Here is a 25,707-nt window from a genome sequence, read left to right on the forward strand (position 1 = left end):
GCAGTCGCCCCGAGTGACTATGATCCTTCGATGCAGAACTGGATACTATGGAAAATAGCGAAATTAAAGACGTGCTGATGAAAGCGTTGGCACTGGAAGAAGCGCACGTGACCGGCGATGGCAGCCATTTTCAGGTGATCGCCGTGGGTGAACTGTTCGCCACTATGAGCCGTGTCAAGAAACAGCAAGCCGTCTATGCGCCGCTGATGGAATACATCGCGGACAACCGTATTCATGCTTTGTCGATCAAGGCATATACCCCAGAAGAGTGGCAGCGGGATCGCAAACTCAACGGATTTTAAGGCTGTTTGCCCGGCGGGCAGGCAGCTCAGAACAGATAACAGAGAGTAGTCAAATGGATAAATTTCGTGTGCAGGGCCGGACCCGTCTGAGCGGTGAAGTGACCATTTCCGGGGCGAAAAACGCCGCCCTGCCGATCCTGTTTGCCGCCTTGCTGGCGGAAGAGCCTGTCGAACTGCAAAACGTCCCTAAGCTGAAGGACATTGATACCACCATCAAGCTGCTCAACCAGTTGGGCACCAAGATCGAGCGTAATGGCTCGGTATTTGTTGATGCCAGCGGTGTGAACGAGTTTTGCGCTCCCTACGATCTGGTGAAAACCATGCGTGCCTCCATCTGGGCATTGGGGCCGTTGGTGGCTCGTTTTGGCCGTGGCCAGGTATCGCTGCCAGGCGGCTGTGCCATTGGTGCGCGTCCGGTTGATTTGCACATTACCGGCCTGGAACAACTGGGTGCAGAAATCAAACTGGAAGAGGGTTACGTCAAGGCTTCCGTGGAAGGGCGCTTGAAGGGCGCGCATATCGTGATGGACAAGGTTAGCGTGGGCGCGACCGTGACCATCATGAGTGCCGCAACGCTGGCTACGGGCACCACCATCATCGAGAACGCGGCGCGTGAGCCGGAAATCGTCGATACCGCCAACTTCCTCAATACGCTGGGTGCCAAAATCAGCGGCGCGGGCACGGACAAGATCACCATCGAAGGCGTTGAGCGTCTGGGTGGCGGGGTTTACCGTGTGCTGCCAGACCGTATCGAAACCGGTACCTTCCTGGTTGCCGCTGCCGTTTCCGGTGGCAAAGTGATGTGCCGCAATACCCGTCCGGATACGCTGGACGCGGTGTTGGCCAAACTGCGTGAAGCCGGTGCCGATGTTGAAGTCGGTGAAGACTGGATCAGCCTGGACATGCATGGCAAACGCCCGAAAGCGGTTAGCCTGCGCACGGCGCCACATCCTGGTTTCCCAACCGATATGCAGGCGCAGTTCAGCCTGTTGAACCTGGTAGCGGAAGGCACCGGCGTGATCACCGAAACAATCTTCGAAAACCGCTTCATGCACGTGCCTGAGTTGGTCCGTATGGGCGCACACGCGGAAATTGAGAGCAACACCTTGATTTGCCACGGCGTAGAGCAGCTTTCTGGTGCACAGGTGATGGCGACCGATTTGCGTGCCTCTGCCAGCCTGGTATTGGCGGGTTGTATTGCCGATGGCGTCACGGTGGTGGATCGTATTTATCACATCGACCGTGGCTACGAGCGCATTGAAGACAAACTGCGCGCGCTGGGTGCCAATATCGAACGTGTGAAAGGCGAGTAATCGCAACAGTTAATAACCTATGCCCCTGCTGCGGGGCGTAGGTACTTCAATATCGTGGTTCCTCTCCCCAATCCTTCCTTGATTACCCGACCCAAATTATTGGTTAGATTAATAATCATAAGATTATTGATCACCTTTACAGTGAGCAGGGACCGTCGCTGTGGCTTGACCGTTCACACCACAATAAATTTGCATTGCGGCGACAGCCACAACCCCATGAGGCGATATCCAAACCGTATTTGGGGCATAGATTTGTCTCTGGCGCGTTGTTTGACGGGCGTGGGTTACGCCAGCAGACAGTGACCGATCTCTATTTACGAATGCCTGGGGAGCTGCGTTCAACAGCAGTCACAGGGATGCTTACAGCGTAGCTTTATCACAATGAGTGAAATCGACAACGCCTCTGCATTTGCTGGTGAATGCTGATAATTGGATTTACGAACGGGTATCAGGATTGATTTTTCACGGCCAGAAACACCGGCGAACAATGCCATGATGGGGCCTTTTAACGGCAGGAGTACTTGAACAAGCACGCGTTCATGCCTCCGGAAGATGTCCGGTACAAAATCGAGGCTTAGCATATGCACTATAATCAGCGTTGTTCTCATTGTGCGCTGGGCTGGATGATCCCTTCGAACTCACCGATAAATCTGCTGGTTGCCAGTATATGTAACCAACCTGGCGCCGATTATTTCTGATTATGACCGGATTATATTAGGGGTAGGGCCAACAGTTCTCTCACATGGTCGCAAGTAAAAAGTCCATTGTGTTATCGAATCTTAATTTGCTAAAAATACGCTTTCTTTGTGTATAAAGCGTCTTTACTGAACGCATTTTCTTCAGGGCAAGGATTGGAAGCGGTGTTCCGCTTAACATATCAAAGAGTAATTCCTTTTCCTTTAATGATAATGATAGTCCATGATCATGACTTTTTCCCTCCCAAAGGATATCCATGATGGTTGACTCCTTAAGTTTAGATGCTGAAATTAACCGTATCTTATTTATGGAATTATGGAGGTGGCGCCCTAGAGGGGAAAGGTGGCGGTCAGCAACCAATAAGTACATATCGTAATCTCTAAAACCATCCTTTTTAAGGTAACTATTAAAGAGATAAAGGTGTGATATAGTGAAATTCACTATAAGGATCCTTTTACAAAACTGTTTGCTATTCTGCATCTTTCCTTCATTTAGTAATAATGGCTCATTACCAAGTAACGCCTCCATGCCTCTAAAAAAGAAATAGGATTTTGGTGACCAAACGTCGATTACATTATGCATTACGAATAAGTACCTCGCGAGGCTATAACATTGCTCTCGCATTAAGAAGTAATTGATGGGGCTAATGTAGCGCATTCGGTTTTTTTTTCAACATGGTTTCGATATTGGATGTTTTTAATAAATACAGCTAATTCTTATTAAAGATAGGATAGTTCCTATGCGTGATTGCCCATCAGGAAAACGAGCGAGACTAGAGAATATAAACTATCTTCATACTGTATTTAAGAAATTATCTCATACCCCAGATAGCCATAAGTAAATGAAAAATTGATGTAGATCAATTTTTCATTTGGCGACTGATACTGTAATATGCGTGTTAATTTTTGAAGATAAATCTCATAAGGGCCAAAGGTGACAGGAATGTATGTCAATAGCATAACTAATTGTAGTTTATTGTTTGTTTGTAATGCCTAAACAATCTAAGAAATTCTACATTAGGATTTTTTATGATTATGTTAATGCTACTGCCGAATCTTGCAAAGGAAAATAGGTAGTTGGTCGGTAACAAAAAGATAATCCCCTGAGGGTTGTTTGATTATTTCTAATTTATAACTACGATCACGGAAAAGGTAAAAGTCCGGAATAACAGGCCTTAAAACCTTGATAACTTCAGCATAATCAATGGATTGCTGTGAAATCAAAATGTATTGATTCTGATTTTTTATATAAGTAAAAGGAAATTCACGATTTATCTTTAACTTGAGATGACCATTTTCAAATAATTCCCCGTTTGCTTCGACGAACCCTTTGGTATCATTAAAAGTATAAGAAATATTTAAGGTAAGTTGACTGTTATCTTTATTGACAATCAAATCAGCCTCACAGCTGAAGTCATTGTTGTGGACGCGGTTAAATGTTATGTAAATCAATAGAATAGATGTACATAGCATAGCAATGATAACAACGTTCTTGATATGTTTATTCTTGATTATCATATTTAACTTCATAAGTTGAAACACAATGATGGTTGAGGTGATTGACTGAGGGATAGCAAGCTATGTCTGAAACCATAAAACCAGACCTGGATATGCTCAGGTAGTGTACCTGTTCCTCTTGGCATTTGGAGGTTGCTCTCGCAATGTAGGCATCGTATCTACTTTGGTAACCAATTGAATTATCTGCATAATATTTGCACTTATTTTTCTCGGAGATTAGGCTGTAATTGGCGAAATAATCCTTTGGTGGTAATTCAGATAGCCAAAGCAAGCCGCAAATTAATATGATTGGAAATGATGTATAGATGGCTATGCTGCGGATGGAACGTGGCTCTCGACACTTTGCGTTGGTAACGCTTGCTGAGCTTCCCTTAATACCATTATCAATGATGGATTCTTGTATTAAAGGGGGTTGAGTTTTGGTTTCCAATGGCTCATCGTTGTAACTATCTGATTTTAAAATTACATTTAATGCTCTCCCGAGCCTTATACCTTTTCCCGGTACCGTTTCCACCCAACCTGGCTCGAGTCCTACGGCTTTAAAACCCTTTCTAATCAATGAGATGTTTTGATAGAAGGTATTTGCCGTAACATAATTTCCTTTTTCGTGCCAAACGGTCTTATAAAACTCTTCCTTTCCAACGATTTCCCCCCTTCTTTGAAGGAGTAAGACTAGGCACGCTGCAGCCGGGGTATTCAGAACAAAATCTGTTTCCTGTTTGCCTTGGATGGAAAGCGTACAGGTTTCAGGGGTAAACCGTGCCGTGCGATTTATGAGATACCACTCCATGCAGAATGCTCCAACAATCGATGCTCTACATGATTATAAATGATTTTAAAACACTTACTCATCTTTCTTAATAAGGAGGGAATGTTGAAAAAGCATGATTTAAGAAGTTAAGATCCTAGCTATCAACACATTGATTTTTAAGGTAAATAAGGGTAACTTACAATAATTAAGATCCATATTCAGCAATAGAAATAGAAAGTGGGTTAACTTGCCTGCAAAACGCACCACAAGAGTCGTCCACAGAGGAACAATCAGCCGTGGTATCTGGTGATGCAGCTGATGAACAACAAGCTACCGTTTGATTTTAGGTGTTGGTAGGTGGCCCGCATTGCAGGATATCGCTCTTTTCATTCCTATATGCAAGATAATTACCGGGTAAAAAGTCATTACCTTGCAACTTGATTTGAAATTTGATGTGGCGATCATTGATATGAGAAAGTTAAGCTGGCTATTGCATTTGCACTACCTGGCGTAATCTCTCCTGTTTGGACATATTTGGCGGTCAGTGGGAGGGTGATGATAGAATTATTTTGTTGCGTTGTACTTAGTTGGATTTGACCAGTAGTTCCCTTTAACGAACTATCCGGTCCTAAAGACATCAACTGTTGACCGTGAGCAAAAAACTGAACGCCGACTCCACGGGCCTCCGAAGCAGGTGTTAGCCCAATAGTGCTACTGGTATTTGATGTATCTGACTGATCGGTGAGTACCACCGCAACGGTGACGTTAGCATCGCAGTGCAAACTAGCCGTAGCGGTCACGCCTTCAGACAGACTACCAACGCCATTAAATACTTTTTCACTAATTTCCCCCATCGGAAAGTTCAGTGCTGACTGGTCGACAGTGCAACCATTGACAAAGGTAGTGACCGTCATTGGGTTGATAATTATCTGAGATTGAGCCTGCGCCCCCCAAGTATCATAGCCTGTTAATATTGCTGCGGTTATTTGTGGTGTAGTAATGCTCCCCGTAACCAGGCGATTGCCTGTCTTGATGAAATGTACTTGCGTGTCAAACCCCATTTGAGGAGCTGAACCTCTCCATGTTTCGTTTTCTGCATCTGTCAATGGAATGTACGTTGAGGCATTGTGATCCTTGACGCCAATAATAAAACCTATGCCTGGCACACCGGTTTCATAAACACCATACGTGATCCCCGCTACAGTCGCAGTTATCCCTGAAGGAACTATGCTGCTATCAAGCCGGACTGTAGCTCTATTACAGTTAGAAAAAATCGTGCATCCAAACACAAGCGAAGTTCTGGTTGTGGTCGGCCCCGACATTGGCTCACCAAAGACGACAGAATCGGCATTTCCGGTAAATGAAATATTTGCAGGGGAAAGAATAAGCTTAGAAGTTGAGCTATTGATAGCCATTGCCGGTAAACTAATAATAAAACCTAACGCCATTGCTAAAGGAACAGTATGTATTTTGATCATTACAAAAACTCCATTATCTTCTCATGTATCGGACAGCTATCCTTCAGACACATGTCGCATACTAGTAAAAAAGCATTAAGGAAAAGAAACAGTATATGTTGCGATTGCATTTGCTTCACCAACTGTAATTGGCTCCCCTGTCGCAACATATTGTGCATAAAAATCCAACTCTATAGCATTAGCACCGTTGATGACGTAACTCTTGGAAGCTTCATTCATCGGTATGAGATTTTTATCTTCATCCAGTATTTTTATCGCTATGCCATTAGTTCCGCCAGAGTTCAGGGCCAATAGCTGTGTATTTTCCGAATCAACCGCACCCGAGAAACTGACCGTTGCCCCTGTCACTGAAGCTGCGCAATCCAACAGCTTTATTTTAAAAGGGATCTCAGGCAGTTGGCTGCCAACAACATTAAATTGCCTTCTATTAATCTCTTTCATATCAACGACAAGAGATTCAGACTCATTTTCCAAGGTGCAACCAGTGGCAATAATAGTCCCCGAAACATTGAGCAATATATCATAGCTCCAGGAATAGTTGCATTCACCAATGATAAGAAAAAATAACAATGCCTTTATGCTATTCATTATTTGCACCTAATCGATGTAGTATGGATCCCCGTAATTTCATTACGCTTTACGTTGCTTATGTCATAATTGGCTATACAGCTTTGATTGGCTAATTTCCCCCATTGAACCTTTAACTGACCAGAGAGGGAGAGACCACTCAAATAAACGATGCCATTATCACCAACGATACCGCTGCTAATGCTTTCTTCATCCGTATTGACTATTGAACCGAAAGGTAGCGGTTGACCGTCATACGTAATATTAAACATTGCTTTGTAACCTACGTGGGTATTGAATGTAGCCCTAACAAGCGCTCCTTCAGTCGGTATTACCGTTTTTATAGCCTCATCCAACTCAACATCTTGCCCTAAAGTTTCCACATCCAACTGTACTCTATTTTCACGATATGCGGTGGCGTAAGGGATGATAGCGTAACCGCGACTGTCAGTTTTAATACCTGTATTGTTTGCGATGGTGATATCAGGTGCTCCTTCCGCTTTCACTAATATGTTGGTATTGCTCAATTGCTGTCCTAATGTGATACCACCTTCATGTAACACTACGCCACCACTTATACCGTACTTAGCAAACTGACTATCACTGGTATAGCTATAACCTAAATCTGCAATGCCATAACGGCCTTTATAATTCAATGATGCATTACCACCGTTGGCCGCATTGTTACGATAATGCTGATAAACACTGTAATTTAGTTTGTTGTCTTGCAGCGCACTACCACTCAAACCCACACTTTGCATGCTGGTGCCATTGTTTTCATGCATCGTTGAAACATTTAGCCTGGCCGAGTTAGATGTATTTAGACGAGATCCTGGTAACAGGTCTGCTAACGGCAGAGACAATGCAAAATTGGCTATTTTATCTGTTTCACCTGTCCATGGCGTTCTGTTCTGTGAATATGATAAGGTGTAAGAGATACTACCGACATTCCCGGAATATCCTATTTGTGTGTTTGAAGAGGCTTTTTCTGTATTCCAGTAATTTTGGCGGTTAAATGAAAAATACATTGAACCATAATCTTTCAAACTTTGCGAAACTAAAATCTGCGACATAGCTTTTTTTGCATAGCGCAAATTATAGGTATTTATCGTGTTTTGAATTATCCTTCCATTTTCATCTGTTATGTCTTCCTTCTGTTCTCCACTCATACTCTGGTAGGTTGTATCACTTAAGGAGTAAAAGCTATCCGTTGAATAACGATAGGCTGCGAAGTTCAGGTTGGTACCGAAGTCAGTAATAGATTTGGCATAGCGAAGTAACAAAGAGTTTCCGTGGTATTGCTTTCCATCAGCCAATTCACTTTGGGCATGGGTAATGTCAGCAGATAATGCTCCCCAGCCTCCCATATTTCGAGCAACACCTATTGCTGCGGAACGATATTTCTGTGAAATTTGTGTGCCACCATACAAAGTCCAGCCATCACTGACCCCAAAAAATAGAGAGCCTTGAAAAAACAGAGGATTATTTTGCATTGCATTATAGCCAGAACGGTACTCGCCCACACTGGCGGCATACTTTACCCTACCTTCTCTGAGCAGATTTTGTACGCTGGAATAAGGCATTGAATAACGTGTGATTTGACCATTTTCCTCTTCAATCTCTACCTGCAGATTGCCACTGGTGGGAGTTGCATAAAGGTCATCAATCAAAAAGGCACCAGGCGCGACAAATGTTTGATAAATCACATTACCGTTTTGTCGGATAGAAACCCTAGCATTGCTTTTGGCAATCCCACGGACAACCGGGGCAAAACCTTGCAGACTATCAGGTAACATTGAATCCTTGGATTCAATCTGTATTCCACGGAGACCGATAGAATCAAAAATATTAAGTGATGTGTTGGTATCACCTAGCGTTAACTGACTTTTTAAGAAACGAATCTCTCGCTGCAGGTAACTTTTTATGTGGCTCCACTCGCCACCACTTGGGCTACTATAGTTCCAGTTCTGCTGACTTCTTAAGCGCCATTCCCCAATATTCATCCCTCCGTTCAAACTAAGGAAATAGCTTTGACGATCGGACGAATTTTCACCATGGTATCGATAGTCTGCACCTGAAAATGTATAGTTGATCATGGCCGTTGGTAAGCCACTATCCCACCTTTCGGAGGGAATATATCCTCTGGCATTTTTATCCAGTAAAGTCTGTGGGATGGAAAAATAAACTTTTAATGCTTGCTGATCAAACTCAACGTTAAAGTCTGGCAGGCTTTTTAGAAGATCGATACACTCATTGTTGATTGAGGGGTTTAACGAATCAAAAACTGACCTTTTAACTCCGAGAGTTAATAGTTCAGGGCCTGAAATACAGGGAGTTAAAATCGAATTAGTTTTGTTTTTTTTAATTTCAAATGTCAAATTATCTGTGCGAAGATATTCTTTGTTTACATAAATATCAACATTGTGAGTTCCTGGTTGTAACTCCAAGCCTTGCTCAAACGATGACAAGTCTGCAACGGTTAGGTTGCTATCATTAATAAATTCAGGGTTGAACTTGTAAGTTGAAGCCTCACTTTTATTGATGATAAAAATGATTAGCAACGTCATTTTAGTTAAACAAAAAATTGATTTGCATGATTTTCTAGAAAAACGCTCAACTTCCATATCGATTTATTCCCAATATTATTCCCCATCTAATAATTCCATGGGAATTAATAGCTTAATGTCATTTCCTTAGTTTTCGCACCATAATCGTTGATGGTCTTGAATTTAAGGACGCCATGGCCTGGTTTGTTTAATTTTAAAGTGGTGCTGTTTTTAGGTGGCACCATGACTGCGTCAAAATATTGGCCATTGGCATTTAAATTAACCATGGTGACATGATATTCTGATGCATTTGACAATACTATATTCTGCTCCTGGATTTTTGCCGTCAATAATTCCGGAGCATCCTGAGGGGGAGTTGTTAAGCTTGTTGGGCGGTAAAAGATCTTTATTCTATTCGCTGATGCTAATTGTAGTACATTCTTATTGTTAGCTGTCTCATGTTGTGGAGGAACAGCTTTAACTGTTAACCAAAAAAGTGTTTCTTTATCTTGCGCTAATGATGGGCCAGTATAAACTATACGCAATAGGTTCTCTTGCTTAGGTTTAAGTACCGACAATGGAGGCGTCACCAGGAAGTCATTGCTTTTTTCTCCATTTTTATCCTCAATCCAAGGTTGAATTAAAAATGCTTGGTTTTCATCTGTATTTCGTACAGAAATAGATATTTGCTTTGTATCCGAAGGATAGATTAAGCGAGTGGCACCTAGACCGACTCCGCCAGCGTTTGCTGTGCCGACCATAGTCATACCAAAAAATAAATAAGCAGCGGTGGTTTTAATCCATTGGTTAAACATTGGTTGCTTCCTGGAGTTAAAGCTATTAATACCTGAAGGGTTCATAACTGATATAATCATAAGGGCATGAATATGCCCTTGGTTATAGGTTTACATGGCTCGTTAAGTCGTATTAAAAAGCCCTATACTACAAATGTGATTATGGGTAAACCATGGTGAATGTGCTGGTTGCACTCGCATCACCTGCGGTTGCTGCTCCGAGAGCGTAATATTTGGCAAAGAAGTGCAAGGTATTATCACCATTAGCCAGATCTACCGCAGACGAAGCTACACCCAAATCGATTTCTGCATTCTGGTTGTCGTAAAATTTAATGCCTACATTCTGTGCTGCAGCGCTACCACGACCGGCAGCCAGAACGGTAGTATCACCTGCAGGAGAAGTACCACTGAAAATCACCGCGGCTGTTGCTGCTACCGTTGTGTCACAATCCTCTAAAGCGATAGTTACATCTGTGGCGTTAGAGGTATCACCCAAAGCTGCTAAAGCAGTCGTACGCACTTGCCCCATTTCAATACTCTGGTCAATACTCCCTGCGGCAACGGCACAACCAGCATCAACAACTTTACCCGTAAAGTTGATAGTGCCACTGGCAACTAAAGTTTCAGCGGAAGAAACTGATGCGCCAACCAACAGAGAAGATACCATCAACACTTGGAGAACTGATTTTTTAAACATACAGATAATTCCTTTTTAGAACAATATTAATATTTCCATACTGTTTTATTGTCCGCCATCGCTTAATCATGCACTATTTGCGTTGGGCAAACTCCATCAAAACAGTTCTTTTTTATAGAGGAGAAATACTCCTGCTATAAATATGATGCTCTGCTGCTAGAACATACAGATAACATTGGGTATAATTAATGAATTTAACTTATAGCTTTATTTCTGCATATTACTCAGAAGATAAATAACATTAAATCTAATTAACTGTAATTTTGTTTGAGATGGTAAGTACCTCGAGGTCATTGTTAAAACCATGCAATACATATTACTTTTCGACAATACCCTCTCTGTATGTTGAGTTCATAGTATATTGGATATTCAGTAATTAAAATGAGAGAAATAGACAAAATAATAAAATTATAGGGAATAATCCTAGCTTATTAATCAAAAAGCATTGAAAAACTTTGATTTTTGCATAAAAAACCATGTTAAAAGATATTGCAGGGTTTTAAACTATCTGAAAAATAGACAATAATCGAATAAAGTCTATTGTTCAAGGTTCATTGCTGTAGTCGTTCCATTCTTTCACTTAACTCATTATATGGAGTGGGCTGGGACCCCGGCAAATCACCGTTCGCGCTGTTTCCAGGTTAAGCATAGAACGGGACCAGTGATCCCAAAACAAAGAACACGGCTTTGTTAATTACGCAGCTACTCCATGATCTGCTCTTTTAGCGCATCGGTGACTTTGGATATCAGCGTTGACGTCACATTGGCGTCGTAAATTTCTTTAAACTTGGCGACGGCGTCTCGTGTGGTCATCCATCTCTTTGGCGTACGGGGATAAAATCTGGCTATTCATCTGTGTAATACGAGTTTGATTTTTCTTGATTAACTGCGGTTCAAAGGTATTTTTGCGGGGGAGGGGGACTCAGCCTAATCTCACAATGAGTGCTATACCAACGGTAAGCTTGATCAGCATACGGGAAAACTGGTTGAGATTGGCTTCAGCTTTAAGGCCATTGGCCCGTTCAGTCGCAAGGGCCTTGAGATTCTTTTCGTCCATAATCTGCCTGTCTCCATCCTCAGGAAGAAGATATTAAAAACAGGTGGCTACACAATTTTGCTAGCTGCTTAACTATTATCCTCCGGGAACTCACCCACCGCCATATGCAGCGTAATGCGTTGCCCATCGCGCAGCACCACCACCGGGATCTTCGTGCCAGGGCGGATCTCCGCCACCTGATCCATCGTTTCCAATACCGATATCGCCGGTTTGTTATCAACGTTAATGATGATGTCATTAATACGGAACCCTGCATTGGCGGCCGGGCCGTTCGGCGTGATCTCGGTAACGATGATCCCTTGCAGACGGTCGATGCCGGTTGCGGAGGTGCGCATCGGGATAATCTCTTTACCCTGGATGCCAAAGTAACCGCGGATAACCCGGCCATCACGGATCAGCTTATCCATGATCTTGGTCGCCAACTCTACCGGGATGGCAAAGCCTAACCCCTCTGGCGTTTCCCCATCGGTGATCTTGTCGTAGGTCAGCGTGTTGATGCCCATCAGTTCACCCAGGGAGTTGATCAGAGCACCGCCGGAGTTACCACGGTTGATCGAGGCATCGGTTTGCAGGAAGGTTTGCCGCCCGGTGGTGCTCAGGCTGATACGCCCGGTGGCACTGATAATGCCTTGGGTCACGGTCTGCCCAAGGTTGTACGGGTTGCCGATCGCCAGCGCCACATCACCGATGCGGGCAGGGCGTGCGGTATTGATTGGGATCACCGGTAGATTGCCCGGATCGATTTTCAGCACGGCCAGGTCGGTCAGGCTATCGGAGCCGACCAGTAACGCCTCATAGCGGCGGCCATCTTGCAGTACGGCGGTGATTTGCTGGGCGTCTTTGATTACGTGGCGGTTGGTAATGATGTAGCCGCGATCGTTCATGATCACCCCGGAACCCAGAGAGAGCACGTTGGTCGCGCCGCTGATGTTGCGGTTGTAGATGTTGACTACGGCAGGAGCAGCCCGGCGTACGCCGGTATTGTAACTGAGCGGGGTTTCGCCGCTGGTATTCTCGGATTTGCTGGCGAATATGTTATTGGCGGAACGCAACATGGGCAGGGCGGCCAGCAGTATACCGGCGACCACCAAACCAATAACAATAGAACGCAAGAGCTTAGCAAACATGGAGTTTTAGTTAGTGTTGGAAAAGATTGATGGAGGATAGCACGAGTTAACCGGGCGCAGTATGCTGGCGCGCCCGGTTTCGCAACAAATTAACGCAGTAACAGATAAATGTTTTCGTCGCCGCGTACGATGTTCAGCGCCATCACCGGAGGTTTTGCCTCTAGCAGTTTGCGCAGTGCGGTGATGTTCTCAACGCGCTGACGGTTGACGCCGATAATCACATCCCCTTTCTGCAGGCCAAACTGCGCCGCCGGGGTACCTTTATCCACCTTGTCGATCTTAACGCCTTTATCGCCGTTTGGCAGTGCACCGTTGGTGAGGGCAGCACCTTGCAGCGCAGGCGACAGGGTTTCGGCGTTGGTAGAGACGCTTTCGCTGTTATCCAGAGTGACGGCAACATCCATTGGTTTGCCTTCACGCAGCAGGCCCACTTTAACGGTGGTACCCGGTGCGGTGGTGCCTACTTTGGCACGCAGTTCGGCAAAGCTGCTGATCGGCTTACCGTCCAGTGAGACCAGAATGTCACCGGCTTTGATGCCAGCTTTGGCGGCGGCCGATTTTGGCATTACTTCACTGACGAAGGCCCCGCGTTGGGCATCCGTATTGAAGGCTTTCGCCATATCGGCGGTCATTTCACTGCCTTTGATGCCCAGCAGGCCGCGCTTCACTTCACCAAACTCAATTAACTGCTTGCTCAGGCTTTGTGCCATGTTGCTTGGGATGGCAAAGCCGATACCGATGTTGCCGCCGCCCGGAGCCAGGATCGCGGTGTTGATACCGATCAGCTCACCGTTCAGGTTCACCAGTGCGCCGCCGGAGTTGCCACGGTTGATGGAGGCATCGGTCTGGATGAAGTTTTCCAGCCCTTCCAGGCTCAGGCCACTACGGCCCAGTGCGGAGATGATACCGGATGTCGCCGTTTGGCCAAGGCCGAACGGGTTACCAACGGCCACGGCGAAATCACCCACGCGCAGTTTGTCAGAGTCCGCGATTTTTACCGCCGTCAGGTTTTTGACATCAGTGACCTGGAGCAGAGCAATGTCGGACTGCTCGTCGCGGCCAATCAGCTTGGCGTCATACTCGCGGCCATCATTGAGCTGCACGCTGATCTTGTCGGCGTTATTGATGACGTGGTTGTTGGTAAGAATGTAACCCTTCTCCGCGTCGATAATCACACCGGAACCCAACCCTTCAAACGGGCGTGAGCTTTCTTTCGGTGCAGGCATATTCGGGCCAAAGAAGAATTTAAACTGCTCCGGCAGCTGCGGCTGGCGCTGTACCTGGGTGCCTTCAACACGCACGCTTACCACGGCGGGCAGCACTTTTTCCAGCATCGGTGCCAGGCTTGGCAAGGTCTGGCCCGCGACTGCGGCAGGCATGGCTGCATTTGCAGCCGGAACGGAGGCGAACGCCAGGCTAATACTCATTGCTAATGCATTAAGAATCAAAGTTCTTTTCTTCATTGGTTATAGCTCTCTCAAAACCTGTCGGTGAAATTTTTTACGATACTGCCGTGGCAATATCCTTGTGAAGTCTAGGACAATGAATTTACGCGAAAAGTTCACTTGATCGCCAGGGTTAAGCACAGTGCAGGGCGGGGAACGGGGGCGAACGAAGTGAACAACCCGTGGGAGAGCCCCACGGGTCAGTATAGCGGGGAATTAATTACTGCGTGGTGCGCCGCGCAGCAGGCCAGATGCCCCTTCGGAATAGTCACGAGGCATTTCCACTGGAGCCTGATCGTTATCCGCTTCCGATTCGGACAGACGGTAGCGGAACGGGTTGTCCTGCATCGGTAGATCCGGCAGCAGGTTATTGGAGCTTTTCGCCATATGTTGATACAGCTGGCGATAGTCGCGCGCCATGTTATCTAACAGCTCGGCACTGCGGGCGAAATGGCCCACCAGCTCCTGACGATATTCTTCAAGTTCGGTTTTGCTCTTATCCAGTTCGTTTTGCAGCGCCTGTTGCTGACGCAGTTTACTGTTACCAAAACGCATCGCTACCGCACCGATTACGATACCGACCACCAAACCAATCAGCGCATACTCCCAGGTCATGATGACTCCTATTGTGACTTCGTTGTTCCGCAGGGATTTTTCACTTAATAATATCCACTATAACCGTTAACCTTGTCCGAGTGGAATCCTGATAAGCCAATACCCGCCATTTTCAGAGGGTTTATTGGGGCGCGACGCCGATAAATGTGGCGATCAGGGTGCGAAGCGGCTGCCATCCGCCGCGAAAAGTGGATAAATAAATTCTCAGCGTTGTTAGGGATTGCGAATACATGCAGGCACAGTCACCGTTATCACGCTACCAGCAGGCGCTGGATGCGGGGGAATATCAGGCCGATGCGGTTCAGCGCCAGGCTGTCACGCAGTTGGATCATATCTATCAGGCGTTGCAGCAGCTCCCGGCTCCGGCCGCCGCTAATGCTGGCAAGCGCCGTAATCTGCTTAGCCGCTGGTTAGGCAAGAATGAGGAAACCACCACGCAGCGGCCGGTGCAGGGGCTGTATATGTGGGGCGGCGTTGGCCGGGGCAAGACCTGGCTGATGGATCTGTTTTTCCACAGTCTGCCGGGCGATCGCAAACTGCGGCTGCACTTTCACCGCTTTATGCTGCGGGTGCATGAAGAGCTGACGGAGTTACAAGGGCAGGAAAACCCGCTGGAGATCGTCGCCGACGGTTTCAAGGCGCAAACGGACGTACTGTGCTTTGACGAGTTCTTTGTCTCCGATATCACCGATGCCATGTTGCTGGCAACGCTGTTGCAGGCGTTGTTCGCTCGCGGTATTACGTTGGTGGCCACCTCCAATATCATACCGGACAACCTGTATCGCAACGGGCTGCAACGCGCACGTTTCTTACCGGCGATCGATCTGATCAACGAGTATTGCGACGTGATGAACGTGGATGCGGGCATCGATTACCGGTTGCGCACCCTGACGCAGGCCCATCTGTATCTGACCCCGCTCAATCAGCAGACGCAGGACACGATGGATCACATCTTCCTCAAGCTGGCGGGTCACGCCGGAGAAGAGGCTCCGGTGCTGCAAATCAATCATCGGCCAATGCCCACCTTGCGCGCCGTGGAAGGGGTATTGGCGATCGATTTTCATACCCTGTGCGAAGAACCGCGCAGCCAACTGGACTACATCGCCCTGTCACGCCTTTATCACAGCGTAATGCTGTATAACGTGCACGTCATGGGGCCGCTGACGGAAAACACCGCCCGGCGTTTCCTGGCGCTGGTGGACGAATTCTACGAGCGCCACGTCAAGCTGGTGATCGCCGCCGAAGCCTCGATGTTCGAGATCTACCAGGGCGAACAACTGAAGTTCGAGTTTCAGCGCTGCCTGTCTCGCCTGCAAGAGATGCAGAGCGAGGAGTATCTGAAGCTGCCTCATCTGCCATAAACGGCGTTCGGGCCTGGCTTCCAGGCCCATTTCCATCCCCGGTTACCGCCGCCAAACCGTCCCTCTGCGCTAAATACTTTTTACAGGCAAAAACAGGTCGACCTTTGTGAGCGACTTCTCTATAATCTTGCGACCCCACGTTACAACAGAGTTTTTTTCCCAAAACTTTGTATAGTGCCGGCAATGGCTATTCGAAGGGGTAGGTTTGCTGGACTTGTATGGTCGTGTGAGCCTCAACTGTTTTCGAGCGTTGGGTGAACACCTACGTGTAACTAAATTATTGGGTAAGCTTTCTAATGAAAACTTTTACAGCTAAACCAGAAACCGTAAAACGTGACTGGTACGTTGTTGATGCAGACGGTAAAACTTTAGGCCGTCTCGCTACTGAACTGGCTCGTCGTCTGCGCGGCAAGCATAAAGCGGAATACACCCCGCACGTTGATACCGGTGACTACATCATCGTTCTGAACGCAGAAAAAGTTGCTGTAACCGGCAACAAGCGTACTGACAAAGTGTATTACCACCACACCGGCCACATCGGTGGTATCAAGCAAGCGACCTTTGAAGAGATGATTGCCCGCCGTCCTGAGCGCGTGATTGAAATCGCGGTTAAAGGCATGCTGCCAAAGGGTCCGTTGGGTCGTGCAATGTTCCGTAAACTGAAAGTTTACGCGGGCACCGAGCACACTCATGCGGCACAGCAACCGCAAGTTCTTGACATCTAATCGGGATTATAGGCAATGGCTGAAAATCAATACTACGGCACTGGTCGCCGCAAAAGCTCCGCCGCTCGCGTTTTTATCAAGCCGGGCAGTGGTAACATCGTTATTAACCAGCGCACCCTGGAACAGTACTTCGGTCGCGAAACTGCCCGCATGGTAGTTCGTCAACCGCTGGAACTGGTCGACATGGTGGGTAAACTGGATCTGTACATCACCGTTAAAGGTGGTGGCATCTCTGGTCAAGCTGGCGCTATCCGTCACGGTATCACCCGTGCACTGATGGAGTACGACGAGACTCTGCGTGCTGAACTGCGTAAAGCTGGCTTCGTCACTCGTGACGCGCGTAAAGTTGAGCGTAAGAAAGTCGGTCTGCGTAAAGCACGTCGCCGTCCGCAGTTCTCCAAGCGTTAATTTCTACTGCCTCGGCAGTGCGATTTACGCGAAAAACCCGCCTCTTCGGCGGGTTTTTTTATGTCTGTAATCAGCTTAAACTTCATTAAAATCCGTGGCCTAAGTGATAAATCCACGCATAGCCCCCACAAAACAGTCAAAATCTGGTAAACTATCACCCACTTTTGCGCCTGTTCGCCGTGCAGTGCTGTCAGTCTACCTCCGAGGCCGTTTTCCAGACCTAAGGTTTATCTGTGAGCTGCGGGCTTGCGGTCACGATTATTCAGGATAGCAGCCTGATTTACCCAATCATTTCACGTCGCAGCCAGGTGGCAACAACGCAATGGCTCGCGTAGTGATGGGTATTTTGGCTATTCGCCGTATTTTCTAGATAACTTGGAGGTTTTCATGGCTGTCGCTGCCAACAAACGTTCGGTAATGACGCTGTTCTCTGGCCCGACCGACATCTTTAGCCATCAAGTACGTATCGTACTGGCGGAAAAAGGCGTCAGCGTCGAGATCGAGCAGGTAGAACCCGATAATCTGCCGCAGGATCTGATCGACCTCAACCCATACCAAACAGTACCGACGCTGGTCGATCGCGAGCTGACGCTGTATGAATCCCGTATCATCATGGAATACCTTGATGAGCGTTTCCCTCACCCGCCATTAATGCCGGTGTACCCGGTGGCACGTGGTGAAAGCCGTCTGATGATGCTGCGTATCGAGAGAAACTGGTACACGCTGATGTACAAAATCGAGCAGAGCAACGGCCAGGAAGCTGAATCAGCACGCCGTCAACTGCGCGAAGAGCTGCTGGCGATTGCGCCAATCTTCGGCCAGACCCCGTATTTCATGAGCGAAGAATTCAGCCTGGTAGACTGCTACCTGGCCCCGCTGCTGTGGCGTTTGCCGCAACTGGGTATCGAACTGAGCGGTGCCGGCTCCAAAGAGCTGAAAGGCTACATGACCCGCGTATTTGAGCGTGATGCATTCCTGGCCTCTTTAACCGAAGCCGAGCGCGAAATGCGCCTGCAGACTCGGGGCTAAGCATCATGGATATGTCTCAGATGACCCCGCGCCGTCCTTATCTGTTGCGGGCATTCTATGACTGGCTGTTGGATAACCAACTGACCCCGCATCTGGTCGTGGACGTTATGCGCCCGGATGTGCAGGTGCCGATGGAGTTTGCACGCGATGGTCAGATTGTGCTGAACATTGCTCCGCGCGCCGTCGGTAATCTGCAGTTGGGTGACGACGAAGTGACCTTCAACGCACGCTTTGGTGGCGTACCTCGTCAGGTGCTGGTGCCAATGGCGGCCGTACTGGCGATTTATGCGCGGGAAAATGGGGCAGGTACCCTGTTTGAACCGGAAGCCAAGTACGAAGACGAGGGGGCCTTCGAAGGCTTGGACGACGTGTCCAGCCCAACAGGGAGCCTGATGTCAGTGGTTGATAGCGATCCTCAGGATAGCGTTGAAGACGATAACGGCCCCGATGATGAACCGCCACAGCCGCCACGCGGTGGTGGCCGCCCGGCGTTGCGTGTCGTGAAGTAAGCGACGGCAGGCAGGATCAAGAAAGGTACAACCTCGGTTGTGCCTTTTTTATTGTCTGTCGAACGTGGGGGGAGTTGCTGTTTCCCCTCACCCCAACCCTCCCAAAGGGCGAGGGAGCTGTCCGGAGCGCTTGGTTGGCCCGTGAGGCTTCGGTAAGTGTGGAGGGTATTACGCAGAAAGATCAGCGAACTCGATCGGTCCCCTCTCCCTGTTGGAGAGGGTTAGGGTGAGGGGCATCATTGGAGCATGACGCCACCTCTTGCCCTCAACCGAACGGTGTCAGTTGTAAATCATACTTCCAGATAGCTCATGATGCCTTCGGCAGCCTTGCGCCCTTCGGCAATCGCGGTTACCACCAGATCGGAACCACGAACCGCATCGCCACCGGCGAAGATTTTCGGGTTGCTGGTCTGGAAAGCGTTATCGACCGCTTCAGGTGCCAGGATGCGCCCCTGCTTGTCCAACTGTACGTCGTGCGCGGCCAGCCAGTCCATCTGGTGCGGGCGGAAGCCAAAGGCCATCACCACCGCATCGGCGTCGATCACGTGCTCGGAACCTGGTACCTGCTCGGCAACTTGGCGGCCGTTGGCATCCGGGGCACCCAACTGAGTGCGCACCATCTTGACGCCAGCAACGCGCCCCGCGCCGTTAAGCTCAATGCTCAGCGGTTGCAGGTTGAACTGGAACTCGACCCCTTCCTCACGTGCGTTCTTCACTTCGCGTTTGGAGCCCGGCATGTTCGCTTCATCCCGGCGATAGGCACAGATGACCTGAGTCGCACCCTGACGAACGGAGGTACGTACACAGTCCATTGCGGTGTCACCACCGCCCAGCACCACCACACGCTTGCCTTCCATACTGACATACGGCTCGTGCTGTTCCGGCTGGTAGCCCATCAGCTGTTTGGTGTTGGCGATCAGGAACGGCAGCGCATCGTACACGCCTGGCGCCTCTTCGTTATCCAACCCGCCACGCATCGACTGATAGGTGCCAACGCCAAGGAACACCGCATCGTATTCGCTCAACAGCGCATCCATGGTGATGTCTTTACCGACTTCGGTATTGAGTTGGAACTCGATACCCATCTCGCTAAAGATGCCACGGCGCTTGATCATCACCTCTTTTTCCAGCTTAAAGGCCGGAATGCCGAAGGTCAGCAGGCCGCCGATCTCTGGATGGCGATCGTAAACCACCGCCTTGACGCCGTTACGGGTCAATACGTCGGCACAGGCCAAACCTGCCGGGCCAGCGCCAATCACGGCCACCCGCTTACCGGTAGGATGGACGTGCGACATATCCGGTTTCCAACCCATCTCGATGGCTTTATCGCTGATATAGCGCTCGATATTGCCGATGGTCACTGCACCAAACTCGTCGTTCAGGGTGCAGGAACCTTCGCACAGGCGATCCTGCGGACAAACGCGGCCACACACTTCCGGCAGGCTGTTGGTCTGGTGTGCCAGATCCGCCGCCTCCATGATACGTCCTTCGTTCGCCAGCTTCAGCCAGTTCGGAATATAGTTGTGAACCGGACATTTCCATTCACAATAGGGGTTGCCGCAGGACAGGCAACGGTCTGCCTGTGATTTCGCCTGGGTTTCCGAAAAGGGCTCATAGATCTCTACAAACTCGATTTTGCGGATCTTCAGCGGTTTCTTTGGCGGATCAACGCGCTGCAGGTCGATAAATTGATAAACGTTCTGACTCATTCAATGACCCCTTACTGCGCCTGAACCCGCAGCTCGGCGGCGCTTCGACTACGGTGACCCAACAATGCTTTGACATCACTGGACTTCGGCTTGACCAGCGCAAACTTCGGCGCCCATAGCGGCCAGTTAGCCAAGATCTCTTCTGCCCGTGATGAACCGGTCAACTGCACATGCTCGGTGATCAGACCGCGCAGATGCTCTTCATGGATCGCCAGTTGATCGACCTCCAGCACTTCCACCAGTTCCGGGTTAACGCGTTTGCGGAACTCGCCGTCTTCGTCCAGTACATAGGCGAAGCCGCCGGTCATGCCCGCTCCAAAGTTGATACCGGTTTTACCCAGGACGCACACGATGCCACCGGTCATGTACTCACAACCGTTATCACCAATACCTTCAACGACGGTGATAGCCCCGGAGTTACGCACGGCGAAACGCTCACCGGCACGGCCCGCGGCGAACAGCTTGCCACCGGTTGCGCCGTACAGGCAGGTGTTGCCGATGATGCTGGCTTCATGGCTACGGAAGGCAGAGCCTACCGGAGGGCGCACGGCGATACGGCCACCGGCCATCCCTTTACCCACGTAGTCGTTGGCATCGCCGGTCAGGGTCAGCTCAACGCCACCGGCATTCCACACGCCGAAGCTCTGGCCTGCGGTACCGGAGAAGTGTGCCTTGATCGGATCGGCAGCCATCCCTTGGTCGCCATGCAGCGTAGCAATGGCCCCGGACAGGGTCGCGCCAACGGAGCGATCGGTGTTACGGATATCGAAGTAGAAGGTCTTGCTGTGCTTCGCTTCGATATGAGGCTGTGCCTGTGCCATCAGTTCCTTGTTCAGCACGCCCTGATCGAACGGCGGGTTGCTGCTTTCGGTGCAGTGCAGAGCTTTGCCCACGTGTGGCGTAGCTGTTTTCAGCAACGGTGACAGATCCAGCTTGTTCTGCTTGGCGGAGATCCCGTCCAGTTCGGTCAGGAACTCGGTGCGGCCAATCAGATCGACCAACTGGCTGACGCCCAACGAAGCCATGATCTCGCGAGTTTCCCGAGCGATAAACTGGAAGTAGTTAGTCACGCGCTCTGGCAGGCCGTGGTAGTGATCGCGGCGCAGTTTTTCATCTTGGGTTGCCACACCGGTCGCGCAGTTGTTCAAGTGGCAGATACGCAGGTATTTACAACCCAGTGCCACCATTGGGCCGGTACCGAAACCGAAGCTTTCAGCGCCCAGAATGGCTGCTTTAACAATATCGACGCCGGTTTTCAGGCCGCCATCCACCTGGAGGCGGATTTTGTGGCGCAGGCCGTTGGCAACCAGCGCTTGCTGAGTTTCCACCAGGCCCAGTTCCCACGGGCAGCCAGCATATTTAACTGAAGATAGCGGGCTGGCACCGGTGCCGCCGTCGTAACCAGCAATGGTGATCAGATCGGCATAGGCTTTCGCCACGCCGGTGGCAATGGTGCCCACGCCCGGCTCGGAAACCAGCTTCACCGAAATCATCGCCTTCGGGTTCACCTGCTTCAGGTCGAAAATCAGCTGTGCCAAATCTTCAATCGAATAAATGTCGTGATGCGGCGGAGGCGAGATCAGGGTAACGCCCGGTACCGAATAACGCAGCTTGGCGATATACGGCGTCACCTTATCTCCTGGCAATTGGCCGCCTTCACCTGGCTTGGCACCCTGCGCGACCTTAATCTGGATCACGTCGGCGTTAACCAGATAGGCTGGCGTCACGCCAAAGCGGCCAGAGGCCACCTGCTTGATACGGGAAACCTTGTTGCTGCCGTAGCGTGCGGGATCTTCACCCCCTTCACCGGAGTTGGAGAAACCGCCCAGGCTGTTCATGGCAATCGCCAGCGACTCATGAGCCTCTGGGCTGAGTGCCCCGATGGACATGGCAGCGGTATCGAAGCGTTTGAACAGCGACTCGGCGGGTTCAACCTGATCGACCGGGATCGGCGTGCCTTGCGGGGTGATGGCCAGCAAATCGCGCAGTGTCGCAATCGGGCGCTCGTTCACCAGCTTGGCATAAGTCTGGTAATCGCTGTATTCGCCGCTGTGCACCGCTTTTTGCAGTGAATTCACCACGTCCGGGTTGTACGCATGGTACTCACCGTTATGAACGAATTTCAGCAGGCCGCCCTGATCCAAAGGCTTGCGTTTCAGCCAGGCGCGTTTGGACAGGTTTTGCAGATCTTGCTGGAAGTCGCTGAAGCTGGCACCGCCGATACGGCTGACCACGCCCTGGAAGCACAGATTGGACAGGTCACGGTGCAGGCCGACGGCTTCAAACAGTTTGGAGCAGCGGTAAGAGGCAATAGTCGAGATGCCCATTTTGGACATGATCTTGTACAGCCCTTTATTGATGCCGTTACGGTAGTTCAGCATCACGTCGCGGTATTTCTTGTCAATGGCCTGGCTGTCGACCAGCTTGGCCAGCGTTTCGTAGGCCAGGTACGGGTAGACGGCGGTGGCACCAAAGCCCAGCAGCACGGCGAAGTGGTGGGGATCGCGGGCGCTGGCGGTTTCGACGATGATGTTGGCATCGCAGCGCAGGTTTTTGTCTACCAGGCGGGTCTGGATTGCCCCAACTGCCATCGGAGCCGGTACGGGGAGGCGCTGGTTGCTGATGGCACGGTCAGACAGCACCAGCAGCACCGCGCCGTCACGGACTTTACGTTCCGCTTCGTCGCACAGGGCATGGATGGTCTGTTCCAGATCCTGCACGGCGGGATCGAAGGTCAGATCGAGCGTGTCGGCGCGATAATATTCACCTTCCAGCGTGGTGAGCTGTTTGAAATCCGAATACAGCAGGATCGGCGATTTGAAGCTCAGGCGGTGGGCCTGGCCTTCGGCTTCGCAGAAGACGTTCATCTCGCGGCCGATGCTGGTGGCCAGCGACATCACGTGGGCTTCACGCAGCGGATCGATCGGCGGGTTGGTAACCTGCGCGAACTGCTGACGGAAGTAGTCATAAATGATGCGTGGGCGGCTGGAAAGCACGGCGAACGGGGTATCATCACCCATCGAGCCGGTGGCCTCCTGGCCGATCTCGCCCAGTACGCGGATCACCTGATCTAATTCTTCGCTGCTGTAGCCGAACTGCTTCTGGTAGGTTTCCAGCGTCGCGTCATCCAGCTCGCGGCTGCCCACCTGATCTTCTGGCAGGTCTTCAAACGGCACCAGACGCTTAACGTTCTTCTCCATCCATTCTTTATACGGATGGCGGCTTTTCAGGTCGTTGTCGGTTTCGGCGGAGTGCAGGATCTTGCCGCTGCGGGTGTCGATCACCATCAGCTCGCCTGGCCCAACGCGGCCTTTTTCGATCACTTCATCCGGCTGGTAATCCCAGATGCCGACTTCTGACGCGCAGGTGATCAGCTTGTCTTTGGTGATGACGTAGCGCGCCGGACGCAGACCGTTACGGTCCAGGTTACAGGCTGCGTAGCGGCCATCGGACATCACGATGCCTGCCGGGCCGTCCCACGGCTCCATGTGCATCGAGTTGAAGTCGAAGAAGGCGCGCAGGTCGGTATCCATATCCGGGTTGTTCTGCCAGGCCGGTGGCACCAGCAAACGCATGGCACGGATCAGATCCATCCCGCCTGCCAGCAACAGCTCCAGCATATTGTCCAGCGAGCTGGAGTCGGAACCGGTTTCGTTGACGAACGGCGCAGCGGATTGCAAATCCGGGATCAGCGGAGTCTGGAACTTGTAGGTACGTGCACGTGCCCACTGGCGGTTACCGGTGATGGTGTTGATCTCACCGTTGTGTGCCAGATAGCGGAACGGCTGTGCCAATGGCCAGCGCGGCACGGTATTGGTCGAGAAGCGCTGGTGGAACAGGCAGATGGCCGATTCCAGCCGCAGGTCTGCCAGATCCAGATAGAAACGTGGCAGGTCGGCTGGCATGCACAGACCTTTGTAGATGGTCACCAGGTTGGAGAAGCTGCACACATAGAAGCTGTCGTCCTGGACGCGCTTCTCGATACGGCGGCGTGCCACAAACAGGCGGCGCTCCATATCACGTGGACGCCAGCCCGCAGGGGCATTCACGAAAATCTGTTCGATACGTGGCAGAGAAGAGAGGGCAATTTCACCCAATACGTCCGGGTTGGTAGGAACTTCGCGCCAGCCGACGATCGACAGCGTTTCATTCTGCAGCTCTTCTTCAACAATGCGGCGGCTGGCACGGGCTTCCTCTTCGTTCTGGCTGAGGAACATCATGCCAACGGCGTAGTTCTTGGCTAAACGCCAGCCGCGCTCTTGCGCTACCATGCGGAAAAAGCGATCGGGCTTTTGCAATAACAGGCCGCAACCGTCGCCAGTCTTGCCATCAGCAAGAATTGCACCACGGTGTTGCATGCGGGCCAGTGCGTGAATAGCGGTCCTCACCACTTTGTGGCTAGGTTCGCCTTCTATATGGGCGATCAGGCCGAAACCACAGTTGTCCCTCTCATGGGATTTATCGTACAACATATCAGTGAACCTCCCCAGGCTCTGCGTGACTCTTACAACCCACTGCGAGGGGCCTGCTCAATTTCAGGCAGAAGTCCAATCAGCAAGGTTAATATCGCCAATCTGCTTTTCCGCCCTCCATCAATGGCCTCTCGTGACGGTTCTCACAAGTGGTAAATGACTTGTTTTAAGAGGGAGTCTTAAATTACTGCATAATTATGACGAGCAGTTTGCTCGTCCAGAAAGCTTCCAGCGGACATCCAACTTAGCGAGAAAGAATACGCAGGTCAAATATGGGCCTAACAGGGATTTTGATGGCTCTGACAAGGTTTATGATGATGAAAAATAAGTTTTTTCAGACCTTTTAAGCGCGATGGATAGCTGAGGGAAGGGCCGTAAAAATGTGAGCTGTCTCACTATAGTGCAATGCCTGAATCTCTGCACCATGCTAGTGCTGGCGGCAATGCCAGAGTTTTATCCTGGTAAATATCTATTTGTTGTTGTTTATAACTATTTTTCATCGCCTTGTCATAAAGCGGTTAACGGTGCGCTGAAGATTAGAAATTTTCATCGAGATAAAAATGATTTTATTTGCACTAATAATGAATAG

The 25,707-nt window shown here is 49.8% G+C and carries 21 protein-coding genes and 1 pseudogene; 7 read left to right on the plus strand and 15 right to left on the minus strand.

The genetic code is table 11. The features are described from left to right. The first annotated feature begins 47 nt into the window (after positions 1 to 47). Positions 48 to 302: a BolA family iron metabolism protein IbaG gene (gene ibaG / locus ACRDCA_RS03185; RefSeq protein ID WP_021180689.1), complete on the plus strand. Its 255-nt coding sequence runs from the start codon at positions 48 to 50 to the stop codon at positions 300 to 302. A 53-nt stretch (positions 303 to 355) separates the two neighbouring features. Further along, positions 356 to 1,615 carry a UDP-N-acetylglucosamine 1-carboxyvinyltransferase gene (gene murA / locus ACRDCA_RS03190; RefSeq protein ID WP_438688270.1) on the plus strand — a complete coding sequence of 420 codons (1,260 nt, stop codon included), beginning with the start codon at positions 356 to 358 and terminating at the stop codon, positions 1,613 to 1,615. A 738-nt stretch (positions 1,616 to 2,353) separates the two neighbouring features. On the opposite strand, the gene ACRDCA_RS03195 is transcribed toward murA, so the two are convergent. The 13 genes and pseudogenes from ACRDCA_RS03195 to zapG form a co-directional block, all read right to left on the minus strand. Next, positions 2,354 to 2,569, minus strand: a complete 216-nt coding sequence (locus ACRDCA_RS03195; protein WP_438688271.1) for a hypothetical protein — start codon at positions 2,567 to 2,569, stop codon at positions 2,354 to 2,356. Positions 2,570 to 3,354: 785 nt separating this feature from the next. Beyond that, complete coding sequence (locus ACRDCA_RS03200; protein ID WP_438688272.1) at positions 3,355 to 3,828, minus strand: hypothetical protein; 474 nt, start codon at positions 3,826 to 3,828, stop codon at positions 3,355 to 3,357. Continuing rightward, positions 3,812 to 4,618, minus strand: coding sequence for a winged helix-turn-helix domain-containing protein (locus tag ACRDCA_RS03205; RefSeq protein WP_438688273.1), 807 nt, complete (start codon positions 4,616 to 4,618; stop codon positions 3,812 to 3,814). Before ACRDCA_RS03205 ends, ACRDCA_RS03200 begins: the two co-directional genes overlap by 17 nt. 422 nt (positions 4,619 to 5,040) lie before the next feature. Further along, the gene (locus ACRDCA_RS03210) at positions 5,041 to 6,057 is read right to left on the minus strand and encodes a fimbrial protein (protein WP_438688274.1); all 1,017 of its coding nucleotides are present in this window, start codon (positions 6,055 to 6,057) and stop codon (positions 5,041 to 5,043) included. Between the two features lie 75 nt (positions 6,058 to 6,132). Then, positions 6,133 to 6,645: a fimbrial protein gene (locus ACRDCA_RS03215; RefSeq protein ID WP_438688275.1), complete on the minus strand. Its 513-nt coding sequence runs from the start codon at positions 6,643 to 6,645 to the stop codon at positions 6,133 to 6,135. Beyond that, on the minus strand, positions 6,645 to 9,248 hold the full coding sequence (locus tag ACRDCA_RS03220; RefSeq protein WP_438688276.1) for a fimbria/pilus outer membrane usher protein: 2,604 nt from the start codon (positions 9,246 to 9,248) through the stop codon (positions 6,645 to 6,647). The genes ACRDCA_RS03215 and ACRDCA_RS03220 overlap by 1 nt, the downstream gene beginning before the upstream one ends. A gap of 47 nt (positions 9,249 to 9,295) precedes the next feature. Beyond that, positions 9,296 to 9,985 carry a fimbria/pilus periplasmic chaperone gene (locus tag ACRDCA_RS03225; protein WP_438688277.1) on the minus strand — a complete coding sequence of 230 codons (690 nt, stop codon included), beginning with the start codon at positions 9,983 to 9,985 and terminating at the stop codon, positions 9,296 to 9,298. 139 nt (positions 9,986 to 10,124) lie between these two features. After that, a complete protein-coding gene (locus ACRDCA_RS03230; protein WP_438688278.1) occupies positions 10,125 to 10,661 on the minus strand; it encodes a fimbrial protein in 537 nt (178 codons plus the stop codon). Positions 10,662 to 11,366: 705 nt separating this feature from the next. Continuing rightward, positions 11,367 to 11,565, minus strand: a pseudogene (locus tag ACRDCA_RS03235) (transposase); the annotation flags it as partial. Positions 11,566 to 11,583: 18 nt separating this feature from the next. Then, the gene (locus ACRDCA_RS03240; RefSeq protein ID WP_438688279.1) at positions 11,584 to 11,718 is read right to left on the minus strand and encodes a hypothetical protein; all 135 of its coding nucleotides are present in this window, start codon (positions 11,716 to 11,718) and stop codon (positions 11,584 to 11,586) included. A 68-nt stretch (positions 11,719 to 11,786) separates the two neighbouring features. Further along, entirely contained in the window at positions 11,787 to 12,845 is a 1,059-nt protein-coding gene (degS, locus tag ACRDCA_RS03245) for an outer membrane-stress sensor serine endopeptidase DegS (RefSeq protein WP_438688280.1), read from the minus strand. 89 nt (positions 12,846 to 12,934) lie between these two features. Continuing rightward, positions 12,935 to 14,308, minus strand: a complete 1,374-nt coding sequence (degQ, locus tag ACRDCA_RS03250) for a serine endoprotease DegQ (protein WP_438688281.1) — start codon at positions 14,306 to 14,308, stop codon at positions 12,935 to 12,937. A 198-nt stretch (positions 14,309 to 14,506) separates the two neighbouring features. Beyond that, a complete protein-coding gene (zapG, locus tag ACRDCA_RS03255) occupies positions 14,507 to 14,905 on the minus strand; it encodes a Z-ring associated protein ZapG (RefSeq protein ID WP_025122663.1) in 399 nt (132 codons plus the stop codon). 230 nt (positions 14,906 to 15,135) lie between these two features. On the opposite strand from zapG, the gene zapE reads away from it, so the two are divergent. The 5 genes from zapE to sspB all read left to right on the plus strand — a co-directional run bounded on the left by zapE (position 15,136) and on the right by sspB (position 18,937). After that, positions 15,136 to 16,266, plus strand: coding sequence for a cell division protein ZapE (gene zapE, locus ACRDCA_RS03260; protein ID WP_438688282.1), 1,131 nt, complete (start codon positions 15,136 to 15,138; stop codon positions 16,264 to 16,266). Between the two features lie 296 nt (positions 16,267 to 16,562). After that, positions 16,563 to 16,991 carry a 50S ribosomal protein L13 gene (gene rplM, locus ACRDCA_RS03265; RefSeq protein WP_021180678.1) on the plus strand — a complete coding sequence of 143 codons (429 nt, stop codon included), beginning with the start codon at positions 16,563 to 16,565 and terminating at the stop codon, positions 16,989 to 16,991. Positions 16,992 to 17,006: 15 nt separating this feature from the next. Then, positions 17,007 to 17,399: a 30S ribosomal protein S9 gene (gene rpsI, locus ACRDCA_RS03270; protein ID WP_025122661.1), complete on the plus strand. Its 393-nt coding sequence runs from the start codon at positions 17,007 to 17,009 to the stop codon at positions 17,397 to 17,399. 387 nt (positions 17,400 to 17,786) lie between these two features. Then, a complete protein-coding gene (gene sspA / locus ACRDCA_RS03275) occupies positions 17,787 to 18,428 on the plus strand; it encodes a stringent starvation protein SspA (RefSeq protein ID WP_024483694.1) in 642 nt (213 codons plus the stop codon). A 5-nt stretch (positions 18,429 to 18,433) separates the two neighbouring features. Next, positions 18,434 to 18,937 (plus strand): ClpXP protease specificity-enhancing factor, encoded by a 504-nt coding sequence (gene sspB, locus ACRDCA_RS03280; RefSeq protein ID WP_438688283.1) that lies wholly within the window; start codon positions 18,434 to 18,436, stop codon positions 18,935 to 18,937. 290 nt (positions 18,938 to 19,227) lie between these two features. On the opposite strand, the gene ACRDCA_RS03285 is transcribed toward sspB, so the two are convergent. Further along, positions 19,228 to 20,646, minus strand: a complete 1,419-nt coding sequence (locus ACRDCA_RS03285) for a glutamate synthase small subunit (protein WP_025120040.1) — start codon at positions 20,644 to 20,646, stop codon at positions 19,228 to 19,230. An 11-nt stretch (positions 20,647 to 20,657) separates the two neighbouring features. Next, on the minus strand, positions 20,658 to 25,118 hold the full coding sequence (gltB, locus tag ACRDCA_RS03290) for a glutamate synthase large subunit (protein WP_438688284.1): 4,461 nt from the start codon (positions 25,116 to 25,118) through the stop codon (positions 20,658 to 20,660). Positions 25,119 to 25,707 lie beyond the last annotated feature (589 nt).

Source organism: Serratia sp. (in: enterobacteria) (assembly GCF_051654945.1).
Taxonomy (GTDB): domain Bacteria; phylum Pseudomonadota; class Gammaproteobacteria; order Enterobacterales; family Enterobacteriaceae; genus Chania.